Origin of the sequence: Winogradskyella sp. (assembly GCF_016744625.1) — a bacterium.
GTDB lineage: Bacteria > Bacteroidota > Bacteroidia > Flavobacteriales > Flavobacteriaceae > Winogradskyella.
The window spans coordinates 1-16954 of record NZ_JADGDZ010000077.1 but is presented as its reverse complement, the minus strand read 5'-3'; the positions used below and the strand labels follow the sequence as shown (position 1 = coordinate 16954).

Here is a 16954-nt window from a genome sequence, read left to right as displayed (position 1 = left end):
GGTTAATAGCACATTATTTTGTTACTGTAAATATAGGTCGCATATAAAGATTCAATAGAAAAAACTCGATATACAACCACTTATAATTGTTTAAAACTATTAACATGCAAAAAACATCTATGAGGTGCATTTGAAAATGACTAGATACTAATTGAGATGTCCGTTTCACTCTTATTCTACTACCTGTCACTCATTTAAGATTCAGAAAAACCTTGTATTCTAATAGTTTTGAGCGAACCAAACACAAAATTATTATGAAAATCACTCTAAAAATTTTACTTATCTTATTAAGTTTTCAATGGATTTGCGCACAACAACCGAGTAAAATAACTGATGTAATTGTTTATTTAGATGGTGCCGAAATAAATAGAACTGTATCAGTTAAGCTTAAAGCTGGGACTACTGAATATACATTAAATCAACTCTCACCCAATATTGAGGAAAGCAGTATACAAATTTCAGGATTGAAAAAAGCTTCAATTCTATCTATAAACTATGGCATTAATTATTTGTCAAAACAAAAACAAAGTGATTCTATTACATCTTTACAAAGTGAACTCAAAACTTTTGATGATAAAATTCAATATGAATACGATTTAATCTCTGGTTATAATGAAGAGCTAAGTCTAATACAGAGCAACAAACGTTTAGGCAACGAAACTGAAGTTGTAAGCTTAGAAAAATTGAAAACTTTTGCGACCTATTACAGAACACGAATTACAGAATTAAAAATTGCCATTAACAAATCAAATAAAACTATAGAAGGTTTTCAAAGCAACCAAACTGATATTAAAAAGCAACTCACAGAATTTAATGTCGATGAAAAAGTGCAAACAGGTGAAGTTAAGTTAAAATTGAATAGCGATGTTGCAACACAACTCAATTTAAAAATCAGTTACAATATTAAAAATGCAGGTTGGTTTCCTATTTACGATTTAAAAGCAGATAAAATCAATAGTCCAATAAATCTGGAATACAAAGCACATGTGTTTCAAAGTTCTGGTTGCGATTGGACAGATGTTAATTTGGTGCTTTCTACAAGCGACCCAAATACTAACAATGAAAAACCAATTGTGAATCCTAAGTATTTAAACTTTATAAATGCATCTAGCAATTACAAATCGCAACGTGCCACAAAAAGTTATAATTATAAATACAATCCTTTAGTCAAAACTGTTAATGGTGTTGTTACCTCGTCTCAAGATGGATTACCCTTACCAGGTGCGAATGTTATTGAAAAAGGAACAACAAATGGAGCTCAGACAGATTTTAACGGTCGTTATTCACTAAAAACAACAAACGGAAACACATTGCAATATTCTTATGCTGGTATGAAAACAGAAGAATTACCAATTCATTCTAGTATTATAAATGTCACATTAGATGATGATGTTGCATTAAACGAGGTTGCCATTGTAGGTTATGGTTCAACGAAAAAAGATTATACCAATTCAGCAAGTCTTGATAGAGCCTTACAAGGTAATCTATCTGGTGTAAATGTTGTTGCTGCTAATCGAACTCTAGGTACAATAGCAAATGTTAGAGTTAGAGGGTCTTTTAATCCAACTGGTGGTTTACTAAGTCCTCTTTACATTGTGGATGGTGTATATATGAGTATAAGAGATGTTGCTAATATGAAGTCAGAAGATATTAAAAGCATACAAGTACTAACTGATGCTAATCAAACCTCATTATATGGAAGCTGTGGGTCAAATGGAGTAATTATCATAACATCAAAACCAGAAGCAAAGCGAAGAATAAATGAATTAGGTATTGTGGTAGAAACTGGCATTACAAACACACGTTTCGAAATCGATAAAAAATATACAATACCTTCAGATGGTGATGTAACGGTTATAGAAATTGATAAATTTAATGTACCTGCTACTTACGACTATTTTGCTGCACCAGTTCTTAATGAGAATGTATTCTTAACTGCAAAAATTGGCAATTGGGAGCAATACAACTTATTACCTGCAGAAGCTAATGTCTATTTTGAAGGAAGTTATTCTGGTAAAACTAATATAAACCCAAGTGCTACAACAGATAGTTTAACCATTTCTCTTGGTGTAGACCCAAATATTATTGTAAAACGTACTCAACTTAACAATTTTAAAAAGACAACGTTTATTGGCAATAACAAAGTGGTTTATAAAGGTTTTGAAATTGAAATAAAAAACAACAAACAATCTAACATTCAATTAACGTTATTAGATAGAATTCCAATTACTCAAAATAAAGCGATTAAGCTCGATGATGTTAAAACTGGCAGTTCTACCTATGATGAAGATAAAGGTTTATTAAAATGGATCATCAATTTAGCTTCAGGAAAAACAGATAAGGTGAAACATTCGTATGCTGTAAAATACCCAAAAGGGAAACGCGTTAATCTTTAACTCATTAAAGCATATCGTTTACTTATCGAAAAAGCCAATACACTCAGTATTGGTTTTTTAGTTTTCCTATTGAAGGTATCTTAGATATGAGCTTATTTTTTTAGTTAATGGTTTATAAGCTTAAGTTTAGTAACCTTAAACCTCAAAGCAAGATGATGTTAGTTTAACCCTTACTTCAGTTAGTTTGGAACGAGTTAAATTCTATAAAGAGATTTGTCTAACCTCTATATAGTGTCAGAAAATGATAGACAGAAACATTTAGCTTTGAGGTTTATTTTAAACTCCTTAAAATAAAATCTAAATTAGGATTAACATTATTGTTTTCAACATAAGCATCTGTATAATACTTTGGCTGAACAGCTAACCCTATGTCTTGTAGCTTTTTAATGGTAGGAATATAATCTAGAGTCACTTTCCCAGTTAATAAAACACCTAAATCTTTTCCTTGTTGAGCATATTTATAGATTTTGCTTAATCCTCTTAAGTACAAGTGATCTTTAGTAAATCCGCCACCTCTATGCACGCGCAAAGTGATTCCGAAAGCCTTTTCTCTATTTAATTTATGCTGACTATGTAATAAATGAAAGGTATCTGTAAAACTATATCCTTTGTTTAAACTATCGACTGCAATCACTCTAAAGGCTAGTTCTTTTAATCGCTCTATTGTAAGACAACCACTCATAAACTCAGAATATACAGCAAGGCCTTCTTGAGTTTCTACATTATTAGGAAATCCATTAGAAAATACTTTTAATGGCTGATCTAAACCATTAAAAGTTGTCACCATATGTACACCAATCTCATGGTTGGTTAATACTTTAAGTTGATTCTTACTATATTTCTGACTCTTTCTCAGCACAAGCGTCTGAGTATTGTTCAATACCATTGCAGCTGCAGAAAGATTATTAGAAACCTTTATATTGTATTTAAAATCGTATCGTTTAGAGAAATCGTCAAAATAGTCTTTAGCTTCTGCTGCATTATACATTGGCAGCATTTCCTCATCAAATTCAGAATCATCAAAACGAAGAATAAACTTCGCATTTTCTATATCCTTTTCAGTTGGTGTTCCAAAGTTTTTTAAGCTATTAAAGTAGAACTTTCTACCTTTTCCAATAGTTTCTATACATTCAATTAAGCCAGAATACTCATATATAATATCTTCATATAGTTGCCTAATATCATCATTTTCAATACGTTCTAAACGTTGTGAGAAAAACAAGCGATGTAATTTGTAGCCATTAAATTTCATCTTTGGATACTTAAACTGAGGCTCATAATTAAATTTAGAAGAATAAAACTTCTTCTTTTCTGAAGCTATGTTTAATGGATTGATATAATTGAGTAATTCAATATTTCTAACTAATCGATTAAGATTACTATCAATATCAAATAAATCTTGAAATTCTTCTGTTATTTTTGTTTGGGACATTAGTTTTTAAACCTATTATAAAATTCTTTAGCGTGCTTAGGCAAAAGTACTTGTAATTGACTTTCTACAGCAGTAACAACTTCAGGGTAAATAATCTGCTTATGTTCATCGCAATACACTTTTGCAATTTCAGTTGCCAAAACTAATGTATTATTAAAGATACTGGTAATATATTTTAAGAAATAGCCATTACCTTGAAAGGTATCGTTGACTTTTGCTGTTTGCTTTATATTATTCGGTAGTTCTATAGATGCTAATACTTGTCTCCAAGATTCAACCTGTTCTCCAAAACGCTCGTTATCTATATTTGAGGTCCCTAAATTCCAGGTAGGAACTTCCCTTTCCCAGCGTTGCCAATTATAACTATGCATATCATAAACAATACATACACCAAACTTCTCTTCGAGTTTAGAGATTAGAGCATTAACAACTTTATAGAAATTAGCATGTTTTTGCAGGCTTTTTATTTTTTCTGATTCTGGTAAAGATTGCTTCCAGAGTTGTTTTCCCCATGCTGTTTCAAAAACAGCTTCTTCTGGGACACGGTTTAAGTCGTATTCAAAACGCGAATCACAACCAGCTATAAGAATAGGATGTGAAATTACCATATTTTTAGTTTCTGGATCTTCCTCATACCATCTTTCGTATTCTGTATGAAGACAATTATTCCATAGTTCTTTTCTAAACTGATGACCATCGTGTACTGCAGCGCATGCATAAGGAACGTATTCGTCTACTTTTAGCGTGAATGAATAGTCCTCTGAAACTGCATGAAAGATTTCTTCTCTTTCAATTTTTGAAATAATAGAATAGATTGAAAGTTTTTCCATTCCTATTGTCTCAATAGTTTTTCTAAAAATCTCAGAGAAAAAGAGTACTTTAATATCTGTAAGTAAGATATCGATATCATCTTTATCGTAATTATGCTGAGCCAAACTTGCCATTATTTTTTGAATGCCCTGATAATCATTGTCATTATCAAATTCATCATGTATTTCTTGAAAGGTTTGCATATCTACCTTAGAAATAATCACATTACGCTCATGATTATCTTCCTTAAAATCTGAATGTGCTGCAAATAATAAAATGTAAGCAACAAGTTCGTCTCTTGTCCAGTGAATTGTTTTCATCAGTTATTATTTTGTTAGAGTTCCATATTCAGTCCATGATCCATCATAGACAATAAGATGGCTATAATTACAAAGTGTTGCTGCTAACGCCAATATACAAGCTGTAATACCAGAGCCACAACTAAACACAAATTGTGATTTATCTTCGACTAAGTTATTAAAGATTACTGATAATTCTGTAATAGGTTTCAATATATTACCATCGAATAAATTAGTATAAGGCAAATTTTTAGAATTAGGTATTGTTCCTCGTCTCAGTCCTACTCTAGGTTCATCAATTAAACATTTAAAACGTGCTTCTGAGCGAGCATCTATAATTAATTTATCAGAATCTTGGGAAAACTCATTTACACCTTCAAAATTTGTCATTAATTCTGAATTGAAATTCGCTTCAAAATCACCTCGAAAATAAATATCGTCAGAATAAGTTTCAAGCTTAAACCCCTTAAGTTTCCATTCAGGTAATCCTCCATTTAAAACAGCTACATTTTTAAACCCAAATACCTTAAATAGCCACCATACTCTAGCGCTAGAATAAATACCTTTATCATCATAAACAATGATTATAGAATCTTGATTGACACCTAATTTCCTTGCTTCTCTTTGAAACTGATTTGCACTTGGCAAAGTACTTGGAAAGGGTGAGCTAGTATCACTAAACTTTTTCTTAATATCGAAAAAGCGAGCGTTAGGAATTTTTTCGGAAGACTTATCTATAACTTTATTAATCGTAGCATCCAAAACAACTAAATTAGTTACATCATTATTAACCTTCAGCCATTCAACTGAAACTAAAGAAGAATTAACATCAACTGTTTTCATTCAATATATAATACTATTTAGACTACCTAATCAAGCTTCATCAACCGTTTTACGCAATCTTGTACGTCTATCAAAAGCTTGAAGCTTATCTATGACTTTACTTTCTAAAAAGTCAATAACCTTCTCTTCTACTTTAGTCTTATTCTTATAGACTTTATTGATGTAAGTAATACCACCTGGAGACATCACATTTACTTCTACTAGTTTCCCTCCAATAACATCAATGCCCACAAAATAAAGACCGTCCTTTACTAATTTTGGTCCTATCTGTTTGCATAAGGCTTTTTCAACTTTAGTTAAAGCGTGTTTTGCAATGCTACCACCTGCTGAGACATTAGAGCGATGATCATCTGAACCAGGAATGCGCTTCATTGCGCCTACAGGTTCACCGTTTAATAATAAGATTCTAACATCACCTTGATCTGCACCTTCAATATAATCCTGAAGAATCACATAATTAGAGTCGCCATCTCCAGCGCTGATATAAAAATCTAAAAGTGAATTGATATTACTCATTGCAGATTTCTCAATCAGAATAACTCCAGAACCTCCAAAACCATTCAATGGTTTAAGTATCATTTTATCTGCTTTAGATTCTTTAATCTGTTGCACTAAATATTTCTTGTTTTTAGATACATGTGTATTAGGAATAATATTACTGTGTGCATCACCAAAAGCAGCTGTATAAAGCTTGTTGTTTGCCTCTCGCATACCTTCTAATGAATTTACTATAAAGACATCATCTTTTACTGAGTCTAAGAAATTCAACATAATTGGATCTAAAGGCGGATTTGCTCTAAAGAAAATAGCATCAAAGCCAGCTAGTGGCAACATTTCTTCTCTTAACTCGGCTTTATTATAGAATGACTTTAAGGTGGAAGGTACTTTATCCATTCTCTTAATTACATTGCAAAATGCATTAGTAACACTATCTCTAATTGTAAGATTGGCTGGAGTACACATGGCAAGACCATGACCACGCTTTACACATTCTTTAATTAAAGCTAAACTTGTATCATTTTCAGGGTCAATCTCTTCCCATGGGTACATTATAAAACAAATGTTCATTTGGATATGTTTTGGTTGGTTTTATGTATTGCTTAAAGTTAGGAACTTTTAATGAGTCTCAAAAATTATTTTACTTCGTCATAATTATCATCCCAATTCTTCACTTTTGGCTTACCAAGTTTACCAACAGATTTAGCAACTATCATTGATACTGTTGCATCTCCTGTTACATTAACAACAGTTCTGCACATATCTAATGGACGATCTACTGCAAAAATTAAGGCCAAGCCTATTGGCAATAATTCTGGAGGAAGTCCAACAGATTCTAGTACAATAACAAGCATTACCATACCAGCTCCAGGAACTGCAGCACTCCCAATTGAGGCTAATAATGCCGTAAGAACAATGGTAATTTGATCTGCAAAAGTTAAATCCAAACCTAATGCTTGAAATATAAAAACAGCTGCAACAGCTTGATATAGACTCGTACCATCCATATTTATTGTAGCACCAACTGGCAACACAAAACTCGATACTTCTTTATCTACTCCAATATGCTCTTCAACACGCTCCATAGTTACTGGTAACGTTGCTGCACTACTACTTGTAGAAAATGCTAACAATTGTGCTGGACTAATTTCTTTTAAAAACCAAAATGGGTTTTTCTTAGTAATCGTACCGACAAGAATACAATAAAAAACAATCATTAAAACTAAGCCAAATACAACCACTCCTGCATATTTTAATAAGGCGTAAAGAATATCTGGATCATCCGAAGACACTACAACATTAGCTAATAAAGCAAAAACTGCATAAGGTGCTGATAGCATTATGAGGTCTACCATTTTTAAGACGACATCATTTAGAGAATCGAAAAAATCTTTTAAAGGTGCAGCTTTCTTTTCTCCAATAAGAAGTAAGGAAATACCTAAGAATATTGCAAAGAAAATAACTTGAAGCATAAGCTTATTATTACTTAATGCATAAACCGCATTATCTGGGACCATATCTTCTAAGAACTGCAAAGGACCTGAGTCCATTTGTTTAGAAGCTTCAGCTATTTTAGCTTTTACACTACTGTTTTCTGAATACGTCTCTGTAAGTTTAGTAATTGTCTCCTCTGACACACCATCACCTGGTTTAAAAATATTTACCAAAGCCAAACCAATTGAAATAGCTATAACTGTAGTAACTATATAAATTCCAATAGTTTTTAAGCCAATATTTTTAAACTTTGAAATGTCTTTAAGATCAGATATTCCTTTTATTAGTGAGGCTAGTATTAAAGGAATTGCAATTAACTTTAAAAGTTTCACAAAGATACTTCCTAAAGGTTTAATCCAATCAGAAACAAATCCTTTGCCACCATCGATTTGCAACATTACAAACCCGAATACTAAACCTAGTACCATTCCTATTAAAATCTTCCAATGCAATGCTAGTTTTTTCATAAGCTACATTCTTGCAAAAGCAAGAATCTCATAATTAATTGTTAGTGTTTATCTATTGAATACTACTATAATTATTAGTATAAGGTTGATATAAAACAAAACACCAAAAAATTTGGCTTCTTTGGCTTGTTTCATTTTCTTTTCAAAACCATATTTCTTAAATCTCTTCTCTTCAATCTCATTAAAAGATTCTTTTGAAAACAATGTAGTTTTATCTTTTAATGGAAAAAAGAAAAAAGTTAACCACTCCTCTACTGTTAATGAAGCATTCTTACGCTTTTCCCTATTTTCTTCTTCTAAATTCAATACTATTTGATATTACCAATCACGAGACTCCTGTCTACGCAGAAGTGTGTAATCAGCCAAAACCAAGGCAGTCATTGCTTCAACAATAGGCACAGCTCTAGGAACTACACAAGGATCATGTCTTCCTTTACCTTGCATTTCTACAATATTACCAGAACTATCTAAAGCATCTTGTTTTTGTATAACAGTTGCCACAGGCTTAAAAGCCACTCTAAAGTAAATATCCATCCCATTACTTATACCTCCTTGTACTCCACCAGATAAATTGGTTTTTGTGCTTCCGTCTTCATTAAATAAGTCATTATGTTCACTACCTTTCATCTTAGATCCACAGAATCCACTTCCATACTCAAAGCCTTTTACTGCATTAATAGAAAGCATTGCTTTTCCAAGTTCTGCGTGTAATTTATCAAAAACAGGTTCTCCTAATCCAACAGGTACATTTTGTAATACACATGTAATTGTTCCTCCAATGGTATCACCTTCTTTTTTAATTTCTTGCACTTTAGCTATCATCTTTTCAGCTATAGCTTCATCTGGACAACGAATTGCATTAGATTCGATTTTTGAAAAGTCTAAATCTTGATAAGGTTTGTCAATAAAAATATCACCTACTGAAGATGTAAACGCATTTATTTTAATTGATGCAAGCATTTGTTTTGCTATCGCACCAGCAACCACACGAGATGCTGTTTCTCTAGCAGAACTACGTCCACCTCCTCTATAATCTCTTACACCATACTTCTTATCGTAGGTATAATCTGCATGACTTGGACGATACACGTCTTTTATATGTGAATAATCTTTAGATTTTTGATTGGTATTATGAATAGCGAATCCAATAGGAGTACCTGTAGTAACACCTTCAAAAATACCTGAATAGAATTCTACTCTGTCTGGCTCCTTACGCTGTGTAACGATTTTAGATTGTCCAGGTTTTCTGCGATCTAGTTCATTTTGAATGGCTTCAAAATCGAGTTTTAATCCCGAAGGACATCCATCTATAACTCCACCAATTGCAACACCATGAGACTCACCAAATGTGGTGAGTTTAAATAACTTTCCGAAGGAATTTCCTGCCATTAAAATAAAATTTTACGCTAAAATAAACGGAATATAATAGAAACAAAAATTGAAATACGATTAGTTTAATGAGATTGCCATACTTCGACTACGCTCAGTACAGGCAATTCTGCATTCTCACAATGACAAATATAGTTTGTGTTTTAGTAAGATTAACTATAGCAAAGCTTCTTTAAGAATGGTTATAGGATGTTTAGCTAATCTGCCAGTACCATCTTTAATTTGATGCCTACAACTTGTTCCATTTGCAGCAATAATGGTATCCTTTGAAGCCTTTCTAACCGCAGGAAATAATGTTTGTTCACCAATTTGCATACTAACATCGTAATGTTCTTTTTCGTAACCAAAACTTCCAGCCATACCACAGCAACCACTAGGAATGATGGTAACTTTATAATTAGCAGGAAGATTCAATATATCAAAACTAGACTTCTGATTGGCTAATGCTTTTTGATGGCAATGTCCATGATATTTTATAGACTTTGCTTCTTGTGTAAACTGATCTGGTTTGATATTTTCTAATTCAATTTCTTGTTGAATGAATTCTTCTATTAAAAAGGTGTGCTTTGCGATAAATTTAGCTGTCTCTTTATCATCAGCCAATTTCAGGTATTCGTCCTTAAAAGTTAAAATAGCAGAAGGCTCAATACCAACTAAATAAAAATCACTGTTTATTACATCTTTAAAGAAGTTAATATTAGTATTTGCAATTGCTTTAGCTTCTTCTAAAAACCCTTTAGATAAAAATGATCTTCCACTTTCTAAATGGCTTATTGGAAAAACATTGTAGCCTAAATACTCAAGTAATAGTTTAGAGTCTTCTGCAATAGGTGATTCTAAGTAATTTGTAAACTCATCGACATATAGAAATACCGTTTTTATAGGTTTGTCAAATGGCAAACTATCATCCAAGAATTCATTCTGATTATGGATACTAGAAAATGATTTCGTTATTTTAGGAAAACTACGTTTGGGATGAACTCCTAAAATCAACTTCATGTAGCCTGATACAAATTTGGTTTGAAACAAGCCATTATAAAAACTAGGAGCTCTCGAAGCCATTTTATTATATTTCGTAGAATTAGCAAAGAACTTATCCTTAAACTTAAATCCATTGGACTTTTGATACTGGTATTGAAATTCTGCTTTTAAACTCGCCACATCGACACTACTTGGACATTCGCTTGCACAAGCTTTACAGCTTAAACACAAATCGAACACCTCTTTAAGCTCCTCGTGGTTAAATTTATTTGCTTTATCTGAATTCGTTAAATAATCTCGTAACGCATTTGCTCTTGCTCTTGTAGAATCCTTTTCATTTCGTGTAGCTCTATAACTCGGACACATTGTGCCACCAAACTCTGGTAACTTCCTACAATCACCAGAACCATTACACTTTTCTGCTTCTCGAAGAATACCTTTTGAACTCGAAAAATCTAAAATGGTTTCTATTTCCGGTTCTTTTCTATCAATCTCATAACGCAAACTTTTATCCATCGGAAAAGCATCTACTACTTTCCCAGGATTGAAAATGTTATCTGAATCAAAAGCTAATTTAATTCTTTTTAGAATCTGATAATTAGCATCACCAATCATTATTGGAATAAACTCTGCTCTGACGATGCCATCACCATGCTCTCCAGACATTGAACCTTTATATTTTATAACAAGATTAGCCACATCATTAGTAATAGCTCTAAATAGCTTAACATCTTCAGATTTCTTTAAATCTAATATTGGCCTTAAATGCAATTCACCAGCTCCAGCATGTGCATAGTAAACCGCATTCTGGTCATAAGACTTCATTAAAGCTGTAAACTCTGAAATATAGTTATCTAAATCCTCAAGAGCTACTGCTGTATCTTCAATACATGCAACGGCTTTTTTATCTCCAATAATATTACCTAATAAGCCTAAACCTGCTTTTCTTAGCTCTAGAGCCTTATTGATATCGTCACCTTTTAAAACTGGAGCTGCATAGCTCAAGTTTAAGCTGTTTACAGTTTTTAAAAAGTCCTCTATTTCATTTTTAAGATTTTGAGAAGTTTCGGCCTTTAACTCGCACATTAAAATAGCAACAGGATTCCCTTCTATAAATTTTCTGTTAGCCTGTTGTGTTTTATTGTGCTTAGTAAGATTCAAAATAGAATCGTCCATCATTTCGCAAGTATGCAAATTGTGCAGCATTAGAGGCTTAACAGCTTTCATGCATTTCGCAATACTTTCAAAATGAAGTGCAACCATAGCACTTTCAGAAGGTGGTAATTCATCTAACTGAAGTGTGATTTCTGTCGTAAATGCTAATGTACCTTCACTTCCTACTAAAAGTTGACACATATTAAATTCTAAATTTGAATCTGAAAATATTTCAGATTTAATCAGCTCATCAATAGCATAACCAGTATTTCTACGGTGTATTTCGGGTTTTGGAAAGTTATCTTTTATCTGTTTCTGAACAATACCTGAATTCAATTCACTATAAATCGTTTTATAGATTTTACCTTCAAGGGTCTCTAATTTCTGCTTTTTCTGAAATTCTTCAATTGACATCTTAGAAAATTCAGCTTCACTAGCATCGCTGAGCAATGTTTTTAAATTTAAAACCTTATCTCGTGTGACTCCATATTGAATTGATGTGGTGCCAGAAGAATTATTACCAACCATACCACCAATCATACAGCGATTAGAAGTTGATGTGTTTGGTCCAAAAAATAAACCAAATGGCTTTAGATAATTATTTAATTCATCTCTAACCACACCAGGTTGTACAGTCACTGTTTTATTAGTTTTATTAACATCTAATATGCGTGTAAAATATTTAGATACATCCACCACAATACCATTTCCGACACATTGTCCTGCCAAAGATGTACCTGCTGTTCTTGGAATTAGTGATGTGTTATTAGTTTTTGCAAAATGAATCAATAGCTTTATGTCTTCTTTGCTTTTTGGTAATGCAACAGCAAGCGGTAATTTTCTATAAACAGAGGCATCTGTAGCATAGAGTTTTCGCATTAAATCATCATAATACAATTCTCCTTGGAGTTTGCCTTTTAATTGTTCTAATACTTTTTTATGACTCATTAAATTGTTAAAATATATTTATAAAACTATAAAGAATTCTAATATAAAAATGCTTTTGGCGTTATTTTTGTAAAGATTATAGAAATCAATAAAAAAACGTAATACAATGAAAAAATTAATTTTAACAACATTCGCTGTTTTTATCGGATTAGCATGTGTAAATGCGCAAGAAATAGCTGATAATGCTATTGGCCTTAGATTAGGTGATAGTGATGGTTTTGGTGCAGAAGTATCTTACCAACGTGCATTAGGTGACAATAATCGACTAGAAGTAGATTTAGGTTGGAGAAGTGGAAAAAGTTATGATGGCTTTAAATTAACAGGATTGTACCAATGGGTATGGGAATTAGATGGTGATTTTAACTGGTATGCTGGCGCAGGTGGTGGATTTGGCTCTTATAGCTTTGATAATGTGCCTAATGGTTTTGATGACAGTGAAACTTTTGCTTTTGTAGCAGGTGATGTTGGTATAGAATATAGTTTTGATATTCCTCTCTTGTTATCATTAGACTTTAGACCAGAAATTGGTTTTGGTGATTTTAATGATGATTTAGATTTTGATATCGCATTAGGTATTAGGTATCAGTTCTAAACTTAGAATGTAAATTATAAGACCACCTTAAACAAGGTGGTTTTTTTATACTTTTATATTAAAGTGTAAGCCACAAAAATTGCTTAATTTTACATCTCTAAAATGAAGTTTAATTAAATAAGATACCTGCTTTCGCAGGTAATACATATGAAAGATACTGCATTATCCTCTACACACGAAGCTCTTGGTGCAAAAATGGTTCCATTTGCTGGTTATAATATGCCTGTACAATACGAAGGTATTAATATAGAACACGAAACTGTTAGAAATGCTGTTGGTGTTTTTGATGTTTCTCATATGGGTGAATTTTTAATTGAAGGTCCAAATGCTTTAGATTTAATACAGAAAGTATCGAGTAACGATGTGTCTAAATTAGAGGTTGGAAAAGCACAATACAGTTGCTTACCTAATGATGATGGAGGTGTTGTTGATGATTTAATTATATATCAGGTCGAAGAAGAAACATATTTACTAGTTGTAAATGCTAGTAATATTGAAAAAGATTGGAATTGGATTTCATCAAAAAATGATGTTGGAGCTACAATGCGTGATTTAAGTGAAAACTATTCGCTACTAGCCATACAAGGTCCAAAAGCAGTCGAAGCTATGCAATCCTTATCGAGTTATGATTTATCTGAAATTAAATTCTACAATTTCGTAGTAGGTGATTTTGCAGGTATTGAGCATGTTATTATTTCTGCAACTGGTTATACTGGCAGTGGTGGATTTGAAATCTACTGTAAGAATACTGAGGTAAAACAAGTTTGGGATAAAGTTTTAGAAGCTGGTGCTGATTTCGGAATTAAACCAATTGGTTTAGCAGCTAGAGACACCTTACGTTTAGAAATGGGTTATTGCTTATATGGTAATGATATAGATGACAACACTTCTCCAATTGAAGCTGGTTTAGGTTGGGTCTGTAAATTCAATACAAACTTTACAAATAGCGAAGCTCTAAAAGCAGAAAAAGAACATACACCAGAACGTAAGTTGGTTGCTTTTAAATTAGATGATCGTGGTATTCCTCGCCAAGGTTATGATATTGTTGATGGTAGCGGAAAAACGATTGGTAATGTAACCTCTGGCACTATGAGTCCTAGTTTAGGCATTGGTATTGGCTTAGGCTATGTACCAAAAGTATTTTCTAAAATAGATAGTAAAATACATATTCAGGTACGTAAAAAAGCGATTCCTGCTACTGTAATAAAATTGCCATTCTATAAAGGATAGTTTGTTTATTTGGTGTTGAGAGATTCTATGAAGAAAGGTTTAAACAAACATCGTATACTTATACTTGGAGCTAGTGGCTATATTGGTAATACTATTTATAAGGAGTTAGGTCCTTATTTTAGAACCTACGGAACCTATCGCACTCCAAAAAAAGAATTTGAAAGCAACAAGCAGTTTTTTCAATATAATGTTGAAGAAGATGACGTTTACGAAATTCTTAATCTTTGCAAGCCTTCTATTATTATTTCTACTTTACGTGGTGATTTTAATGCACAAATTATAGCGCATCAGCATATCTCTGAATATGTGATTGCTACAGGTTGTAAAATTATTTTTCTATCATCAGCTAACGCTTTCGATGCTTATAGTAAATATCCAAGTTACGAGCATGACAAAACATTGAGTCATAGTATTTATGGTCATTTTAAAATAAAAATTGAAAACATGCTTTTGAGATTACCGAAAAAGCAAGTTGCAGTTATAAGATTACCTATGGTTTTTGGTGTTAATTGTCCAAGAATTCTAGACATTAAGCAGAACATTATAGATAAAAAAGCTGTAGAAGTATTCCCAAATTTAATAATGAATGTTACCCTAGATAAAAAAGTGACACAACAAATTCATTATATTATTAACCGAAACAAGCATGGCATCTTTCATTTGGGAAGTATGGATTTGGTACATCACGATGAGTTTATAAAAGACGTCATCGCATTTATTACCGAAAAAAAGATCTTATTAAAGCATGTTTATACCACTAACGAAGATCGTTATTTAGCAGTCTTGCCAAAGTTTAATAAATTACCTAAACACCTTCAAATTACAAGCCAGAAAGTTTTAGAAGAACTTCAGAAATAAGCTTGTAACCTACTTTATAATTTCTTAAATTTCGGCTAAACAATTCAAATATGAAATTAGATGAGTCTACTATAGAAAAGAAATTAATCCGTTATCCAGATTGGGATTATTACGAAAATGCAATCCATGCAGAATTTGAATTCGATAATTTTAAAGATTGTTTTAGCGCTATGAGTAGAATTGCTTTTGAGTGTGAAGCTCAGAACCATCATCCAAATTGGAGCAATGTGTATAATGTTTTAAAAATCTCATTATCTACGCATGATGCAGATGGTGTAACCAATAAAGATTTTAAATTAGCGGAAGCCATTGAAGCTATCGTAGAAGTTGAAGAATAAACTTTTGCAAAAACACTTATTTATTTAAATTTACCAAACTAAAATTTCACAACTATGGGAAGAGCTTTCGAATTTAGAAAAGCAAGGAAAATGAAGCGTTGGTCAGCAATGAGCAAAGCCTTTACACGTATAGGTAAAGATATTGTTATGGCTGTTAAGGATGGTGGACCAGATCCAGATAGTAATTCACGTCTTAGAGCCGTTATTCAAAACGCTAAGGCTGTAAATATGCCAAAGGCAAATGTAGAACGTGCTATAAAGAAAGCAAGTGAAAAAGGACAAGGTGATTACAAAGAAGTCCTATTTGAAGGTTATGCACAACATGGCATAGCAGTACTTGTAGAAACCGCAACAGATAATAATACTAGGACTGTAGCTAACGTCCGTTCTTATTTTAATAAAACTGATGGTAGCTTAGGCACATCTGGTTCTGTAGTCTTTATGTTCGATCATACCTGTAATTTTAAGATTAAGGGAGATGAGTTGGATATGGAAGAATTAGAACTAGAGCTTATTGATTTTGGTGTTGAAGAAATATTTGAGGACACTGATGAAAATGAGGACGGAGAGGAAGAAACTAGTGTAATGATTTATGCTCCATTTGAGAGTTTTGGAAACATTCAGTCGTATTTAGAAGAACACAAAATAGAAATCATTTCTTCTGGTTTTGAACGTATTCCGCAAGTAACTAAAGCTATAACAGCTGAGCAAGCAGAAGATGTTGAGAAACTATTAGAAAAGCTCGAAGAAGATGATGATGTGCAGAATATATATCATACTATGGAAGAAACTGCAGAATAGGTTTTAGATTTTATTTATAATAATTATGAGAGGGCTTCTGCCCTCTTTTTCTTTTAAGAAGACTAAAGTGTATCTAGTGGACTTTTTACATTTTTAATTGTAGATTCTGCCACATGTGTATATTGCAAAGTTGTTCTAATATTTTTGTGTCCTAGTAATTTTTGAATAATTCTAATATCTGTTCCATTTTCTAGCAAATGTGTAGCAAAACTATGTCTTAAAGAATGAACTGAAGCTTGTTTAGATATATTGGCTAATCGCATAGCTTTTTTGAGAACACTCCTTACACTATTTGGACTATATTGATTCTTTTGTCTGCCTTCAAATAAATAGATATCTGGTTTATATTCTTTAAAATAGAGCCTTAAAATTTTTAATAGATTTTTTGGCAACATTACTATTCTGTCTTTTTTTCCTTTAGCG

Annotated in this window: 15 protein-coding genes; 6 read left to right on the top strand and 9 right to left on the bottom strand. The window is 32.3% G+C overall.

Features of this window, described 5'->3' with window-relative positions; genetic code table 11:
• Nucleotides 1-254: 254 nt before the first annotated feature.
• A complete protein-coding gene (locus QZZ53_RS13615; RefSeq protein ID WP_296385617.1) occupies nt 255-2396 on the top strand; it encodes a mucoidy inhibitor MuiA family protein in 2142 nt (713 codons plus the stop codon).
• A 271-nt stretch (nt 2397-2667) separates the two neighbouring features.
• Here the strand turns inward: QZZ53_RS13615 and QZZ53_RS13610 are convergent, their stop codons facing one another.
• The 8 genes from QZZ53_RS13610 to QZZ53_RS13575 all read right to left on the bottom strand — a co-directional run bounded on the left by QZZ53_RS13610 (nt 2668) and on the right by QZZ53_RS13575 (nt 12712).
• Entirely contained in the window at nt 2668-3828 is a 1161-nt protein-coding gene (locus tag QZZ53_RS13610) for a flavohemoglobin expression-modulating QEGLA motif protein (RefSeq protein ID WP_296385615.1), read from the bottom strand.
• Nucleotides 3828-4658 (bottom strand): N-formylglutamate amidohydrolase, encoded by an 831-nt coding sequence (locus QZZ53_RS13605; protein WP_296385623.1) that lies wholly within the window; start codon nt 4656-4658, stop codon nt 3828-3830. Before QZZ53_RS13605 ends, QZZ53_RS13610 begins: the two co-directional genes overlap by 1 nt.
• 306 nt (nt 4659-4964) lie before the next feature.
• On the bottom strand, nt 4965-5780 hold the full coding sequence (locus QZZ53_RS13600; RefSeq protein WP_296385613.1) for a sulfurtransferase: 816 nt from the start codon (nt 5778-5780) through the stop codon (nt 4965-4967).
• 30 nt (nt 5781-5810) lie between these two features.
• On the bottom strand, nt 5811-6848 hold the full coding sequence (gene gshB / locus QZZ53_RS13595; protein ID WP_296385611.1) for a glutathione synthase: 1038 nt from the start codon (nt 6846-6848) through the stop codon (nt 5811-5813).
• Nucleotides 6849-6913: 65 nt separating this feature from the next.
• Nucleotides 6914-8239, bottom strand: a complete 1326-nt coding sequence (locus QZZ53_RS13590; protein ID WP_296385609.1) for a dicarboxylate/amino acid:cation symporter — start codon at nt 8237-8239, stop codon at nt 6914-6916.
• A gap of 48 nt (nt 8240-8287) precedes the next feature.
• Nucleotides 8288-8545 carry a hypothetical protein gene (locus QZZ53_RS13585; RefSeq protein WP_296385607.1) on the bottom strand — a complete coding sequence of 86 codons (258 nt, stop codon included), beginning with the start codon at nt 8543-8545 and terminating at the stop codon, nt 8288-8290.
• Between the two features lie 12 nt (nt 8546-8557).
• Complete coding sequence (gene aroC, locus QZZ53_RS13580) at nt 8558-9628, bottom strand: chorismate synthase (RefSeq protein ID WP_296385605.1); 1071 nt, start codon at nt 9626-9628, stop codon at nt 8558-8560.
• Nucleotides 9629-9784: 156 nt separating this feature from the next.
• Complete coding sequence (locus tag QZZ53_RS13575) at nt 9785-12712, bottom strand: FAD-binding and (Fe-S)-binding domain-containing protein (RefSeq protein WP_296385603.1); 2928 nt, start codon at nt 12710-12712, stop codon at nt 9785-9787.
• A 106-nt stretch (nt 12713-12818) separates the two neighbouring features.
• Between QZZ53_RS13575 and QZZ53_RS13570 the strand changes: the two genes are divergently transcribed.
• The 5 genes from QZZ53_RS13570 to QZZ53_RS13550 all read left to right on the top strand — a co-directional run bounded on the left by QZZ53_RS13570 (nt 12819) and on the right by QZZ53_RS13550 (nt 16531).
• On the top strand, nt 12819-13304 hold the full coding sequence (locus QZZ53_RS13570; RefSeq protein ID WP_296385601.1) for a hypothetical protein: 486 nt from the start codon (nt 12819-12821) through the stop codon (nt 13302-13304).
• Nucleotides 13305-13451: 147 nt separating this feature from the next.
• Entirely contained in the window at nt 13452-14534 is a 1083-nt protein-coding gene (gene gcvT / locus QZZ53_RS13565) for a glycine cleavage system aminomethyltransferase GcvT (RefSeq protein WP_296385599.1), read from the top strand.
• Nucleotides 14535-14561: 27 nt separating this feature from the next.
• Nucleotides 14562-15392, top strand: a complete 831-nt coding sequence (locus QZZ53_RS13560) for a sugar nucleotide-binding protein (RefSeq protein ID WP_296385597.1) — start codon at nt 14562-14564, stop codon at nt 15390-15392.
• A gap of 50 nt (nt 15393-15442) precedes the next feature.
• Nucleotides 15443-15730 (top strand): 4a-hydroxytetrahydrobiopterin dehydratase, encoded by a 288-nt coding sequence (locus QZZ53_RS13555; RefSeq protein WP_296385596.1) that lies wholly within the window; start codon nt 15443-15445, stop codon nt 15728-15730.
• Nucleotides 15731-15784: 54 nt separating this feature from the next.
• Complete coding sequence (locus tag QZZ53_RS13550) at nt 15785-16531, top strand: YebC/PmpR family DNA-binding transcriptional regulator (protein WP_296385594.1); 747 nt, start codon at nt 15785-15787, stop codon at nt 16529-16531.
• Between the two features lie 62 nt (nt 16532-16593).
• Here QZZ53_RS13550 and QZZ53_RS13545 read toward each other — a convergent pair.
• Nucleotides 16594-16954: tyrosine-type recombinase/integrase (locus QZZ53_RS13545; protein WP_296385593.1), on the bottom strand; the 361-nt coding region annotated here is incomplete at its 5' end.

Coding starts and splice junctions, on each gene's coding strand:
- QZZ53_RS13575 (WP_296385603.1), bottom strand. CDS start 12,712: ATGAGTCATAAAAAAGTATTAGAACAATTAAAAGGCAAACTCCAAGGA.
- QZZ53_RS13590 (WP_296385609.1), bottom strand. CDS start 8,239: ATGAAAAAACTAGCATTGCATTGGAAGATTTTAATAGGAATGGTACTA.
- QZZ53_RS13555 (WP_296385596.1), top strand. CDS start 15,443: ATGAAATTAGATGAGTCTACTATAGAAAAGAAATTAATCCGTTATCCA.
- aroC (WP_296385605.1), bottom strand. CDS start 9,628: ATGGCAGGAAATTCCTTCGGAAAGTTATTTAAACTCACCACATTTGGT.
- QZZ53_RS13560 (WP_296385597.1), top strand. CDS start 14,562: ATGAAGAAAGGTTTAAACAAACATCGTATACTTATACTTGGAGCTAGT.
- QZZ53_RS13550 (WP_296385594.1), top strand. CDS start 15,785: ATGGGAAGAGCTTTCGAATTTAGAAAAGCAAGGAAAATGAAGCGTTGG.
- gcvT (WP_296385599.1), top strand. CDS start 13,452: ATGAAAGATACTGCATTATCCTCTACACACGAAGCTCTTGGTGCAAAA.
- QZZ53_RS13615 (WP_296385617.1), top strand. CDS start 255: ATGAAAATCACTCTAAAAATTTTACTTATCTTATTAAGTTTTCAATGG.
- QZZ53_RS13600 (WP_296385613.1), bottom strand. CDS start 5,780: ATGAAAACAGTTGATGTTAATTCTTCTTTAGTTTCAGTTGAATGGCTG.
- gshB (WP_296385611.1), bottom strand. CDS start 6,848: ATGAACATTTGTTTTATAATGTACCCATGGGAAGAGATTGACCCTGAA.
- QZZ53_RS13610 (WP_296385615.1), bottom strand. CDS start 3,828: ATGTCCCAAACAAAAATAACAGAAGAATTTCAAGATTTATTTGATATT.
- QZZ53_RS13570 (WP_296385601.1), top strand. CDS start 12,819: ATGAAAAAATTAATTTTAACAACATTCGCTGTTTTTATCGGATTAGCA.
- QZZ53_RS13605 (WP_296385623.1), bottom strand. CDS start 4,658: ATGGAAAAACTTTCAATCTATTCTATTATTTCAAAAATTGAAAGAGAA.